This window comes from Caulobacter sp. GW821-FHT10E02 (assembly GCF_059415225.1).
In genome coordinates this window covers 277,258-289,721 of the sequence record NZ_JBWKMV010000004.1, presented here as the reverse complement: position 1 = coordinate 289,721, position 12,464 = coordinate 277,258, and the positions used below count along the sequence as shown (strand labels likewise).

At 70.1% G+C, this 12,464-nt stretch carries 10 protein-coding genes; 6 read left to right on the top strand and 4 right to left on the bottom strand.

Annotated elements, in window-relative coordinates; all coding sequences use genetic code 11:
- Positions 1-104 precede the first annotated feature (104 nt).
- Genes dgoD through AC07NI_RS21100 form a run of 6 tightly spaced genes read left to right on the top strand, consistent with a single transcriptional unit; the run spans position 105 to position 6,556 of the window.
- A complete protein-coding gene (gene dgoD, locus AC07NI_RS21125) occupies positions 105-1,289 on the top strand; it encodes a galactonate dehydratase (RefSeq protein ID WP_494622761.1) in 1,185 nt (394 codons plus the stop codon).
- Positions 1,283-2,275 (top strand): substrate-binding domain-containing protein, encoded by a 993-nt coding sequence (locus AC07NI_RS21120; RefSeq protein ID WP_494622759.1) that lies wholly within the window; start codon positions 1,283-1,285, stop codon positions 2,273-2,275. Before dgoD ends, AC07NI_RS21120 begins: the two co-directional genes overlap by 7 nt.
- Complete coding sequence (araG, locus tag AC07NI_RS21115; RefSeq protein ID WP_494622757.1) at positions 2,275-3,777, top strand: L-arabinose ABC transporter ATP-binding protein AraG; 1,503 nt, start codon at positions 2,275-2,277, stop codon at positions 3,775-3,777. The genes AC07NI_RS21120 and araG overlap by 1 nt, the downstream gene beginning before the upstream one ends.
- Before the next feature lie 12 nt (positions 3,778-3,789).
- Complete coding sequence (gene araH, locus AC07NI_RS21110; protein ID WP_494622755.1) at positions 3,790-4,770, top strand: L-arabinose ABC transporter permease AraH; 981 nt, start codon at positions 3,790-3,792, stop codon at positions 4,768-4,770.
- Positions 4,767-5,507 carry an SDR family NAD(P)-dependent oxidoreductase gene (locus AC07NI_RS21105; protein WP_494622753.1) on the top strand — a complete coding sequence of 247 codons (741 nt, stop codon included), beginning with the start codon at positions 4,767-4,769 and terminating at the stop codon, positions 5,505-5,507. Before araH ends, AC07NI_RS21105 begins: the two co-directional genes overlap by 4 nt.
- Positions 5,504-6,556, top strand: a complete 1,053-nt coding sequence (locus tag AC07NI_RS21100; RefSeq protein WP_494622751.1) for an aldose epimerase family protein — start codon at positions 5,504-5,506, stop codon at positions 6,554-6,556. Before AC07NI_RS21105 ends, AC07NI_RS21100 begins: the two co-directional genes overlap by 4 nt.
- Here the strand turns inward: AC07NI_RS21100 and AC07NI_RS21095 are convergent.
- The 4 genes from AC07NI_RS21095 to AC07NI_RS21080 form a co-directional block, all read right to left on the bottom strand.
- A complete protein-coding gene (locus tag AC07NI_RS21095) occupies positions 6,543-8,408 on the bottom strand; it encodes a cytochrome c biogenesis protein DipZ (protein ID WP_494622749.1) in 1,866 nt (621 codons plus the stop codon). The two genes, AC07NI_RS21100 and AC07NI_RS21095, sit on opposite strands and share 14 nt — an antisense overlap.
- 10 nt (positions 8,409-8,418) lie before the next feature.
- Positions 8,419-8,883 (bottom strand): peptide-methionine (R)-S-oxide reductase MsrB, encoded by a 465-nt coding sequence (gene msrB, locus AC07NI_RS21090; RefSeq protein WP_494622747.1) that lies wholly within the window; start codon positions 8,881-8,883, stop codon positions 8,419-8,421.
- Positions 8,884-8,945: 62 nt separating this feature from the next.
- Complete coding sequence (locus AC07NI_RS21085; protein WP_494622745.1) at positions 8,946-11,414, bottom strand: outer membrane protein assembly factor BamB family protein; 2,469 nt, start codon at positions 11,412-11,414, stop codon at positions 8,946-8,948.
- Positions 11,411-12,463, bottom strand: coding sequence for a lactonase family protein (locus tag AC07NI_RS21080; RefSeq protein WP_494622743.1), 1,053 nt, complete (start codon positions 12,461-12,463; stop codon positions 11,411-11,413). The genes AC07NI_RS21085 and AC07NI_RS21080 overlap by 4 nt, the downstream gene beginning before the upstream one ends.
- Between the last annotated feature and the right edge of the window lies 1 nt (position 12,464).

The window sequence follows — 12,464 nt, the reverse complement described above, 5'->3', positions numbered from 1 at the left end:
TAACCATGAGGCAACGTCCCGTGAAACACCGGGCAAGGACCATTCGGGAGCTATGTCTATGCGGTCTTCCCCGCGCTGCGCCTTTGCCATGGCGGAACGTCACGATGGATGATCGTTTCGGAGGGTTCGTCGGCGCCGGTGCGCCCGCCAACCGCATCGCTCGCATCGAGACCTTCATGGTGCCGCCGCGCTGGCTGTTCGTCCGGATCGAGACCCAGGACGGCGCGGTCGGCTGGGGCGAGTCCAGCCTGGAGGGGCACTCGGAAGCCGTCGCGGGCGCCTTCGCCTCGCTGCGCGAACGCTTCATCGGCGCCGACGCCGACAATATCGAGGACGTCTGGCAGGTCGCCTATCGCGGTGGTTTCTACCGTGGCGGCCCGGTGCTGATGTCGGCCCTGTCGGGTCTGGACCAGGCCCTGTGGGACCTGAAGGGCCGCCGTCTTGGCGTGCCGGTCTGGCGTCTGCTGGGCGGCCTGGTCCGTGACCGTGTGCCGGTCTACGCCTGGATCGGCGGCGACCGTCCCGACGAGGTGGTCACCGCCGCCAAGGCCCGCATCGCCCAGGGCTTCAAGGCCGTGAAGATGAACGCCACCGGCGAGATCGGCTGGTTGGACAGCACCCGCAAGTTCGACGAGGCGTTGGAGCGCGTGGCGGCGGTCAAGGCCCTGGGCCTGGACGTCGCCCTCGACTTCCACGGCCGCCTGCACAAGCCGATGGCCAAGCAGTTGGCCCGCGCCCTGGAAGGCTTCCAGCCGCTGTTCCTGGAAGAGCCGCTGCTGTCGGAAAACCCCGAGGCCATCCTCCAGCTGTCGCGCCTGACCAGCGTGCCGATCGCGCTGGGTGAGCGCCTCTATAGCCGCTGGGACTTCAAGCCGTTCTTCGAGGCCGGCGCGGTCGACGTGATCCAGCCCGACCTCAGCCACGCCGGCGGCCTGTCGGAGTGCCGGCGCATCGCCGCCATGGCCGAGGCCTATGACGTGGCCGTGGCCCCGCACTGTCCGCTGGGCCCGCTGGCCCTGGGCGCCTGCATGCAGCTGGCCCTGACCACGCCCAACTTCGTGATCCAGGAAATGTCCCTGGGCATCCACTACAATGTCGGCCATGACCTCCTGAGCTACATGCGCAATCCGGAGGTGTTCGACGTGCGCGACGGCATGGTGGCCGCCCTTCAGGGGCCCGGCCTGGGCGTCGAGATCGACGAGGACATGGTCCGCGAGGCCGCCAAGGACGCGCCGACCTGGCGCAATCCGATCTGGCGCGGCGAAGACGGCAGCGTGCGCGAATGGTGATCGGGCGGCGCGGCCTGATCCTCGGCGCGGCGGCCCTGGCGCTGCCCGCGCTCAGCGGCTGCCGCCAGAGCGACGGCAAGGTCCGCATCGGATTCATCGTCAAGCAGCCCGAGGAACAGTGGTTCCAGAACGAGTGGAAGTTCGCCGGCCAGGCCGCCCATGATCGCGGCTTCAACCTGATCCGCATCGGCGCGACCGACGGCGACCGGGTGCTGACGGCGATCGACAACCTGGCGGCCAAGGACGCCAAGGGCTTCGTGATCTGCACGCCGGACCCGCGCCTGGGCACGGCCATCGTCGAGCGGGCCAAGGTCAACGACCTGAAGGTGATGTCGGTCGACGACCGCCTGATCGGCCCGCGCGGCCAACCCATCGCCTCAGTGCCGCACGTCGGCATCTCGGCCCGCGCCATCGGGCGCATGGCCGGCGACGAGGCGCTAGCGGAGGCCCGCCGTCGCGGCTGGCCGATCGCGCAGACGGGCGTCCTGCGCCTCGCCTATGACAGCCTGGAGACCGCCCGCGAGCGCACCTTCGGGGCCCGCGAGGCCCTGATCGCCGCCGGCCTGCCGGCCGCCAACATCGTCGACGCCCCACAGCGCACCACCGATACCGAGGGCGGCTTCACCGCCGCCTCGCCGGTGCTGATCCGCAAGCCGGAGCTGCGCCACTGGATCATCGTCGGCCTGAACGACGAGACCGTGCTGGGCGGCGTCCGCGCGGCCGAGGGCCTGAACCTGACCGCCGACTCCGTGATCGGCGTCGGCATCGGTGGGTCTGGCACGGCCGACGCCGAGTTCCAAAAGGCCAAGCCCACGGGCTTCTACGGCTCGGTGCTGCTCAGCCCCCGTCGCCACGGCTACGATACGTCCTCGGCCATGTTCGACTGGATCACCAAGGGCGTGAAGCCGCCGGCGATCACCCTGACCTCGGGCATCATGATGACCCGGACCAATTTCCGTCAGCTGCTGGCGGCGGAGGCGGCGTGATGGCCCTCCTGTCCTACGAAGGCGTCGGCAAGACCTTTCCCGGCGTCGTCGCGCTCGCCGACGTCAGCTTCTCGGTCGCGGCCGGCGAGATCCGCGCCCTGATGGGCGAGAACGGGGCCGGCAAGTCGACCCTGCTGAAGATCCTGGCCGGCGAGTACCATCCCGACAGCGGGACCGTGAAGGTCGATGGCCAGGCCCGCGCCTTCGCCGGACCGCGCGACAGCGCCGCCGCCGGCGTGGCGATCATCCACCAGGAACTGCACCTGGCCCCCGACCTCAGCGTCGCCGAGAACCTGATGCTGGGCGCCTTCCCCGGACGCGGCGGCTTCGTCGACCGTAAGGCCCTGCGCGCCAAGGCCGCCGAGATCCTGCAGCGTCTGGGCGAGGACATCGACCCCGACGCCCCGGTCCGGTCCTTGTCGATCGGCAAGCGGCAGATGATCGAGATCGGCAAGGCCCTGCTGCGCGACGCGCGCGTTATCGCCTTCGACGAGCCGACCAGCTCGCTCAGCGCCCGCGAGACCGAAACCCTGATGCGGATCATCCGTGATCTGAAGGCCGAAGGGCGCGCCATCCTCTATGTCAGCCACCGCATGGAGGAGGTGTTCGCGCTGAGCGACAGCGTCACCGTCCTGCGCGACGGCCGGCACGTCGTCGACTACCTGTCCATGGGCGAGGTCGACCAGACCAAGCTGATCGCCGCCATGGCCGGCCGCACCATCACCGACATCTACGACTACCGCGCCCGTCCGCTGGGCGAGGAGACGATCGCCGCCGAGGCGCTGCTGGGTCCGGGCCTGCGCCAGCCGGTGGCGTTCGCCGCCCGGCGCGGCGAAATCCTGGGCTTCTTCGGCCTTGTCGGGGCGGGACGTTCGGAGCTGTTCCGGCTGCTTTACGGCGCCGAGACCCCGACCAGTGGTCGCTTGCGGGTGAACGGCAAGTCGGCGGTCTTCAAGGGCCCTCGCGACGCCATCGCCGCCGGCCTGGCCCTGTGCCCGGAAGACCGCAAGGGCGAGGGCATCTTCCCGCTGGCCGCCGTGCGCGAGAACATCGCCGTGGCCACCCGCAACCTGGGCTCCGGCGAGGCCGCGTTCCTGAGCGGCGGGGCCGAGGCGAAGACGGCCCAGGACCTGATCGCCCTGATGCGGGTCAAGACCGCCTCGGCCGAGACGCCGATCGGCACCCTGTCGGGCGGCAACCAGCAGAAGGCGGTCATCGCCCGCTGGCTGGCGGCCGATAGCGAGATCCTGCTGATGGACGAGCCGACGCGCGGCATCGACGTCGGGGCCCGCAGCGAGATCTACGGCCACATCTATCGCCTGGCCGAGGCCGGCAAGACCGTGCTGTTCGTCTCCAGCGATATGCCCGAGGTGATGGGCGTGGCCGATCGCATCGTGGTGATGCGCGAGGGCGCGATCGCCGGGGTCGTCGACCGCTCCGAGGCCACCTCCGAATTGCTCCTGCGCCTGGCCCTGCCCGATGCGGCCGGCGCGGCCCACTGATTGTCCGAAAGCATGACCATGGGAAATTCCAACCTGTCCTTCCTGCGCCGCTTCAGCGCCGCCGGACCCCTGCTGATGCTGGCGGTGCTGTTCGTGCTGCTGTCGGTGTTCGTCCCCGACTTCCTGGGCCTGCGGAACATGCGCGGCCTGATCCTGTCGGTGACCCTGGTGGCGACCATCGCCCCGACCATGATGCTGGTCCTGGCCCTGCGTGAGGTCGACCTCTCCGTCGGCTCGACCACGGCCCTGGCCGGGGTGCTGTGCGCGGTGGTGATGTCCAGCACGGGCAGCGTCGCGGCCGGCGTGCTGGCGGGCCTGGCGGCCGGCGCGGCCGTGGGCTTCGTCAACGGCTTCGTCGTCGCCCGCTTCCAGGTCAATTCGCTGATCGTCACCCTGGCGACCATGGAGATCGTGCGCGGCCTGGCGTTCCTGGCCTCGGGCGGCGAGGCGGTGTCGATCCCTGTCGAGCGCTTCTATCAGCTGGGCTCGGGCGCGTTCCTGGGCATCAACTATCCGATCTGGATCGCCGTGCTGGGCTTCGTGGTCTTCGCCGTGGTGCTGAACCGCATGGTGTTCGGCCGTAACGTCCTGGCGATCGGCGGCAATCCCGAGGCCGCGCGCCTGGCCGGCGTGCCGGTCAACCGCGTGCGGGTCATCGTCTTCGTGCTGCAGGGTCTCGCGGCGGGTCTGGCCGGCATCGTCCTGGCGGCGCGCATCACCAGCGGCCAACCCAACACCAGCCAGGGCCTGGAGCTGGCCGTGATCTCGGCCTGCGTGCTGGGCGGCGTCTCGCTGTCGGGCGGCGTGGCCACGGTGATCGGCGTGATCGTCGGCGTGCTGATCATGGGCGCGGCCCAGAACGCTCTGAACCTGCTGGACGTGCCGACCTTCTACCAGTTCGTGGTGCGCGGCGGGATCCTGCTGGCGGCCGTGCTGTTCGACCGCCTGCGCCAGTCGCCGGGCTTCCTGAAGTTCGGGACGGCCAAGGCATGACCCAGCGCTTTCAAGATCGCGGCGTCATCGTCACCGGCGCGCTGGGCGGCATCGGCCTGGCCGTCGCCCGCCGCTTCGCCGCCGAGGGCGCGCGCCTGACCCTTGTGGACCTGAAAGCCGATGACGGCGCGGTCGCCGAGGAGCTGCGAAGCCTGGGCGCGACCGGCGTGCTGTCGGTGGCCTGCGACATCGGCGACGAGGCCGCCGTGGCGTCCGCCGTCGAGCAATCGATGGACGCTCATGGGGACCTGCGGGCGGTCGTGAACGTCGCCGGCATGATGATCTACAAGCCGATCGCCGAACTCACCGGCGCGGACTGGCGCCGCCTGCTGGACGTCAACCTGCTGGGCGCGGCCTTCTTCACCGGCGAGGCGTTCCGGCGCATGGGGCCGGGCGGGGCGGTGGTCAATGTCGCCTCGATCCACGCCCGCCAGACCAGTCCGGACGTCGCCCCCTACGCGGCGGCCAAGGCGGCGATGCTCAGCCTGACCCGCACGGCCGCGATCGAGGGCAAGGCCAAGGGCCTGCGCGTCAACGCCGTCATGCCCGGCGCCATCGACACCCCGATGCTGTGGTCCAGCCCCAACCTCGCCAATGGCGCCGAGGTGTTGGAGCCTGGCGATGTCGGCCAGCCCGACGACGTGGCCGGACCGGTGCTGTTCCTGGCCTCGGACGACGCCCGCTTTGTCAGCGGCGCGGCGCTGGAGGTCGACGGCGGACGCCTGGCCAAGCTGTGAGCGTCGAGATCAGGCGCTGGGGGACGCTGGAAGACGGCTCGCCCGTCCGGCTGGCGACCCTGCGCAACGCCAATGGTTTTGAGGCCCGGATCAGCGACTTCGGCGCGACGGTCGTTGGCGTCCGCGCGCCCGATCGCGATGGCCAGCTGGGCGAGGTGAGCCTCGGCTTCGAACATCTCGCCGACTACCTGGCGCCGACCTATCGCGCGGCTGGGCCCTATTTCGGAGCGACCGTCGGCCGTTACGCTAACCGCATCGGCGGGGCGCGGTTCACGCTGGATGGCCGCGACTACCCGCTGGTCGCCAACGAGGGCGAGAACCAACTGCACGGCGGCCCGCGTGGCTTCGACCAGGCGGTCTGGGCTATAGAGCCGCTGGACGGCGAGATCGGCGTGCGGCTGTCGCTGATCAGTCCCGACGGCGACCAGGGCTTTCCGGGGACGCTGCGGGCCACGGTCGAGTTCGTCGTCACGCCCGAAGCCAACACCCTGGCCGCCCGCTACCGGGCCGAGACGGACCGGCCGACCCACGTCAACCTGACGGCCCATCCCTATTTCAATCTCGACGGCGCCGCGACGATCCGTGAGCACGTGCTGGAAGTGCTGGCCGGCGCCTTCACGCCCACCGATACCGCCTGCATCCCGACCGGCGAGGTGGCGCTGGTGGCCGGCGGTCCGCTGGATCTGCGCGAGCCGCGCTGCTTGGGCGAGATCCTCGACCATCCGGACTTGGCCGGCTCACGCGGCCTGAACCACAACTACGTCCTGCCGGGCGGGGTCACCGACGCGCCCCGACTGGCCGCCCGGCTGTCCGCTTCGGGCCGGCTGCTCGAGGTCTGGACCACCGAGCCGGGTCTACAGGTCTACAGCGCCGGCTATCTGCCCGATCTCTCCGGCCAGGCCGGCGAGCGGTTCGGGCGTGAGGGCGGGGTCGCGCTGGAGACCCAGCACTTCCCCGACAGCCCCAACCGTCCGGCGTTCCCGACGACCCGGCTCGACCCGGGCCAGGTCTGGTCGTCGGAAACCCAGTGGCGCTTTACCCGAACGTGAAGGCGTAGGCCTGGGCGCCGGCGTCCAGGAACTGGATCTCGAAGGTCCGGTCGCCGATCGCGCCCTTCTGCCGGACCAGCTGGTAGAGCCGCTGGCCGGTGATCACGCCGTTGCCGGCCGCGTCGGTGTCCATGCCGTGGTCGTCGCCGGGCGGCTTGCCGTCGATGGTCACGCGGTAGCGGACCTTCGCCCCGTTGGCCGCCGGACCCAGCACCAGGTGCAGGTCGCGGGCGTGGAAGCGGTAGGCGATCTTGCCGCCGGCCGCGTTCAGGCCGGCCTGCTCCTTGCCGATCGTCCAGTCGCCGGCCAGGCCCCAGGCGTTGAGCTTCAGCGGTCCGCCCAGGGCGTAGACGTGGCGCGCATCGCGCGCCGCGCCGCCGGTCGAGGCGAAGTTCTCGGCGCGGTCGTAGCCGACATAGGTCTCGGGCGAGTTGACGTCCTTGCCGTCCGAGGCGGCTTGCGCGCCCGTGGCGTTGACGGCGACCAGGCCGCTGGCGACCTTGGCCCCACCACCCTTAGAACTACCGGCCTCGGCCAGCAGCTGCTGGATCACCCGTTCGGACTGGTCGTAGCCGCCCTCGCCGAAGTGGTGGTGGCGGACCTGGCCGTTGGCGTCGATGAAGTAGTGGGCCGGCCAGTACTGGTTCCCGAACGCGCGCCAGATCGCGTAGTTGTTGTCGACCGCGACGGGGTAGCCGATCTTCAGGTCGGCGACGGCCTTGCGGACGTTCTTGACGTCCTTCTCGAAGGCGAACTCCGGCGCGTGGACGCCGATCACCACCAGGCCCTGGTCCTTGTACTTCTCCGCCCAGGCGCGGACGTAGGGGATCGAACGCAGGCAGTTGATGCAGCTGTAGGTCCAGAAGTCGACGACCACGACCTTGCCCTTCAGCTGGGCCAGGGTCAGGGGCGGGGAGTTCAGCCAGGTCACCGCGCCGTCCAGCGGCGGGGCGGCGCCTTCGACGGGGAGAGCAGGGCCTTCACCAGGCTTGGCGCGCATCATCATCGCGCCGCCTGGAGCGCCGCCTGCGGACATCATGGCGGGATTGGCGCTCATCATCGCCGGGTTGGCGGCCATCATGGCGGGGCTGCCGCTCATGGCGTCGCCGGCGGCGGGCAGCAGGACGGACTCCTGCTGGGGATGCAGCTTGTTGACCAGGCCCTGCTCCAGCGTCGCGGTGCTGGTCTGCGAGACGCGGGTCAGGAAGCCGGTGTCGACGCCGAGCGCGATGGCGGCGACGGCGACCAGGATCACCGCCCCGACGCCGCGCCGAATCCACTCGCTGGCGCCCAGCGAACGCTTCATGGCCGTGAACACCTTGCCGCCGACCAGCAGGGCCAGGCCCAGCGAGGTCGCCGCGCCGGCCGCGAAGGCGACCAGCAGCAGGGTGGTCTGGGCGTTGGCGCCTTGCAGCGCCGCGCCCGTCAGGATCAGGCCCAGCACAGGGCCCGCGCACGGGGCCCACAGCAGGCCGGTGGCGACGCCCAGCAGCAGCGAGGCCGCGAAGCTCTCGTCACGGTCAGCGCGCTGCGACAGCCGGCCGCCCAGGGCGACCAGCGGCCGGGTCAGGCGGTCGGCCAGGCTGGGGATCAACAGGGTCAGGCCGAAGAAGGCCATCAGCGCCAGGGCGAACCAGCGGCCGTACTGGTTGACGTGCACGGCCCAGCCGCCGCCGACCGCCGCAAGGGTGGCGACCAGGGCGAAGGTCACGGCCATGCCGGCCAGCATCGGCAGGCCGCTGCGCACGAACGGCTTGTCGGCCCGCGCGAACACGAACGGCAGGATCGGCAGGATGCACGGGCTGACGATGGTCAGCACGCCGCCCAGATAGGCCAGCAGGAACAGGATCATTTGGGGGACCTTAAGCGGCCTTGAAGGTCAGGGCGACGCCGTTCATGCAGTAGCGCAGGCCGGTCGGCTTGGGACCGTCATTGAACACGTGGCCCAGGTGCCCGCCGCAGCGGCGGCAGTGGACTTCGGTGCCCCACATGATGCTGCCGCCGGCGCTCTTGGCGACGGCGTTGGGCAGGGACTGCCAGAAGCTGGGCCAGCCGGTGCCGCTGTCGAACTTGGTGGTCGATGAATACAGCGGCAGGTCGCAGCCGCGGCAGCTGTACGTGCCCTTCTTGTAGTTCTTGTCCAGCGGGCTGGTGCCGGCGCGTTCGGTGCGGGCGTGGCGCAGGACCTCATAGGAGTCCGGCGGCAGCATGCGCTTCCACTCGGCGTCGCTGCGGGTGACCTCGAAGGTCTCGGCCCGCGCGCCGAAGGCGGCCAGGCCCAGGCCGGCAAAAGCCCCGGTGGCCAGAAAGTCTCTACGCGTCGTCATCGCCAATCTCCGTTTCGCCGCCCGTAGTCAGATACGCAGCGACGCACCGGAAAGTTACGCGCTTATTTCGGCAGCGCGTAGACCAGCAGGCTGTCGCCGCCGCTGGGGCTGGAGAGATACGAGCCGCCGGTGGCGACGATGGCCACGTACTGGCGGCCGTCGGCGCCCAGGTAGGTGATCGGGTTGGCGTGGGCCGAGTAGTCCAGCACCTGGGTCCACAGCTCGCGGCCGGTCCTGGTCTCATAGGCGCGGAAGCGGTGGTCGTCGGTGCCGCCGACGAAGATCACGCCGCCGGCGGTCAGGATCGGGCCGGCGTTGCCCGGACGGCCGGTGGCCTGCTTGTCCTTCGGGAAGACGTCGGTGACGCCCAGGATCGAACGCCAGGCGACCGTCCCGGTGTTGACGTCGACGGCGATCAGTTCGCCCCACGGCGGCTTCTGGCAGGGGCTGCGGGTCTCGCGGTCGCGGAAGCGTTCGGAGACGACGCTCATCTCGTTGGTGTCGTTGGCCACCAGCTTCTCGATATTGCCCAGCTGGTTGCTGTTGAAGATGTAGAGCCCCAGCGTCGGGTCGAAGGCCCCGCCGCCCCATTCCGGTCCGCCGGCCGAGCCCGGGAAGCGGATGATCGGCTTGTCGGCGCGCAGGGGCTCGAACATCACGCTGCCGACCGCGTGGCCCTTGTCGATCATCGCCTGGCAGGCGGCCGTGTGCTCCGGCGTGATGTTGGCTAGGTCCGTCATGGCGAAGTCCATGCGGGTGATGATGCCGGGCTTCACCGGGAAAGGCTGGGTCGGCCAGGCCTTCTCGGCGGCGACCGACGACGGCGGCACGGGGCGTTCCTCGACGGGGTAGATCGGCTCGCCGGTCTCGCGGTTGAGCAGGAAAAGGAGGGCTGTCTTGTTCATCGCCACCACGGCCGGGATGGCCTTGCCGTCCTTCATCACCGTCAGCAGGGTCGGGGGCGTGGCCAGGTCGTAGTCCCAGACGTCGTGATGCACGGTCTGGAAGTGCCACAGGTACTTGCCGGTGCGGGCGTCGACCGCGACCAAGGCGTTGCCGAACAGGTTGCTGCCCTTGTGGTCGCCGCCGTAGCGGTCGGAGCTGGGGGCGCTGAACAGCAGGTAGGCGACGCCCCGCTCGGCGTCGATCGTCGGCATGTTCCACATGTTGACGCCCGAGCGCTGCTTCCAGCTGTCGCCTTCCCAGGTGTCCTGGAACTTCTCGCCTTCGCGCGGCACCGAGTGGAAGGTCCAGACCAGCTTGCCGGTGACGACGTCCCAGGCGCGGGCGTCGCCGGCCGGACCTTTGCCGGGATATTCCTGCAGCTTGGAGCCCAGGATCGCCAGGTTCTCGAAGATGATCGGCGGCGCCGAGTAGCTGTAGAAGCCGCCGGCCACGCTGTTCATGATCTCGGGGGTCTTGGTGTCGACCACACCGTCCTTGCCGAAGTCGGGGCAGGGCTGGCCGGTGCGGGCGTCCAGCGCTACGATCCGCCCACGGAGCGTCGAGACGATGACGCGCGGGCCGTGGTCCTTGTCGCCGGGCCAGTAACCGACGCCACGCAGGGCCGGCTGGTCGCGATCGGCCAGTTCGTGGGCCCAGATCTCCTTGCCGGTCGCGGGATCCAGGGCCACGACGCGGTGGTAGGGCGTGCCCAGGTACATCCGCCCGTCGGCGACCAGCGGCGTGGCGGTCGAGAACGGCTTGAACCCCTCGCCTTGGGCGTTGGGCGCCGGGTCCATGTGGTAGGTCCAGGCCAGCTTCAGGCCCGCGACATTGGCCGGCGTGATCTGGGTCAGCGGCGAGTAGCGCGCCCCGCCGATGTCGCGGCCCCAGCTCGGCCAGTCGCCGCTCTCGGGGACCTTCAGGAACTCCTCCGGCTTCAGCGCGCGGTCAGTGAAGCGGGCCAGGGCGATCGCGCCCTTGAAGTAGTCGATCCGGTTCATTCGCGCCCCGGCCCGCACGTGGCCGGGACCGTGGGGCGTGAAGGCCAGCGGCCCCTCGCCCTGCAGCACGCCGTCGACATAGGCGCGGTAGGTCTGGCCGTCATAGGTCTGGGTGACGACCGACCAGCGGCCCAGCGGGTGCAGCTTGTCCATGAACAGCAGCGGCCGGTTGCCGCTGGCGCTGGTGGCGTAGGTGTCGAGCGCCCAGCCCTTGTCGGTCACCCGGACCTCGAACATCAGGCGCGGGGTGTGGTCGGGGCCGGTGACCGGGACGTCGAGGCCGGTCTTCGGATCGGTCTCGGCTATATGCAGCAGCCGTTGCGCGAAGGCGCCGCCGTCGGGGCGGATCACCACCTCGGCGGTGAAGGCCTTGGCCCCGACCAGCGGCCGGCCGTCGATCAGCACGCTGTCATGGGCGCCGTCGAAGGCCAGAGCCTTGCCGACCGGGCTGTCGACCAGCTTTGGCGCACCCTCGACCGTGACGGGGTGGTCGCCGATGCGCTTGAGGTTGTCGAAGCGCCAGGTCTGCTGCTCGGCATGGGCGGTCGAGGCCAGCAGGGTGAGCGCGAGGACCAGGCTCCTCATCGCTTCGGCGCCAGGAAGTAGAGGCCGCCGGGTGTGTCCAGCTTGGCTGAGAACGGCGTCAGGGTCAGGCTGCCGGTCTTCGCATCGACCTTGAACACGGTGATGCTGCCGTCGCCTTCGTTCGCCGAGAGCAGGAAGCGGCCGGTCGGGTCGAAGCGCAGGTTGCGGGGCGTCTTGCCGCCGGCCGGGACGTTGGCGGCCAGGGTCAGGCGGCCATCCTTGGCGATGTCGAACACGGCGATGGTGTCGTGGCCGCGGTTGCCGACATAGAGGTGGCGGCCGGTCTGATCGATGACGATCTCGGCGGTCTTGTTGGCGACCGTGACGCCGGCCGGCAGGGTCGGGGCGGTCTGGACTTCCTTGAGGTCCGAGCCGTGGACCTCGAAGACGCTGACCTCGCCGTCGGTCTCGTGATTGACGTAGAGGTGGCGGCCGTCCGGCGACAGTTGCAGGCGGCGCGGGCCGGCCCCGGCGTGGACGCTGACGAACGGCGTGGCGGCCGGGACGATCATCCCCTTCGCGGGATCGACCTCGTAGCTGTAGACGCGGTCCAGCCCCAGTTCGGCGACGAACATGTGCCGGCTGTCCTTCGTGAAGATGATGCCGTGAGCGTGGGGCGAGCCAACCCGCGCGACGTGTTGGTCGGCATAGATTGGGTCGGACAGCTTGCCGTCCGGCAGCACGCGATAGGCCACCAAGTTGCCGGTCGTGTAGTTGACCGTGGCGGCGATCTTGCCGGTGGGGTCGAGCACGACTTGGTTGGGCTTGTCGCCGTTCGACGGGACGCGCCCCAGCAGGGTCAGCTTGCCACCGGGCGCGATGCGGAAGGCGCTGATGCCGCCCGGCGTCTGCCAGTTCACGGCGTAGAGCGTCTTGCCGTTCGGGGCGATCCAGACGTGGGCCGGTTGCGGCGTCTCGGCAGCGAGGCCCAGGGGCGTCAGGGCGCCGGTCTGCTCGTCGAAGCGGAAGGCGTATACGCCCTTCGACGTGCCGTCCGTATAGCTGCCGGCGTAGAGCAGGCTGGCCGTCAGGGCGATGATCTTGAGCATG

Coding starts and splice junctions, on each gene's coding strand:
- dgoD (WP_494622761.1), top strand. CDS start 105: ATGGATGATCGTTTCGGAGGGTTCGTCGGCGCCGGTGCGCCCGCCAAC.
- AC07NI_RS21120 (WP_494622759.1), top strand. CDS start 1,283: ATGGTGATCGGGCGGCGCGGCCTGATCCTCGGCGCGGCGGCCCTGGCG.
- araG (WP_494622757.1), top strand. CDS start 2,275: ATGGCCCTCCTGTCCTACGAAGGCGTCGGCAAGACCTTTCCCGGCGTC.
- araH (WP_494622755.1), top strand. CDS start 3,790: ATGACCATGGGAAATTCCAACCTGTCCTTCCTGCGCCGCTTCAGCGCC.
- AC07NI_RS21105 (WP_494622753.1), top strand. CDS start 4,767: ATGACCCAGCGCTTTCAAGATCGCGGCGTCATCGTCACCGGCGCGCTG.
- AC07NI_RS21095 (WP_494622749.1), bottom strand. CDS start 8,408: ATGATCCTGTTCCTGCTGGCCTATCTGGGCGGCGTGCTGACCATCGTC.
- msrB (WP_494622747.1), bottom strand. CDS start 8,883: ATGACGACGCGTAGAGACTTTCTGGCCACCGGGGCTTTTGCCGGCCTG.
- AC07NI_RS21085 (WP_494622745.1), bottom strand. CDS start 11,414: ATGAGGAGCCTGGTCCTCGCGCTCACCCTGCTGGCCTCGACCGCCCAT.
- AC07NI_RS21080 (WP_494622743.1), bottom strand. CDS start 12,463: ATGCTCAAGATCATCGCCCTGACGGCCAGCCTGCTCTACGCCGGCAGC.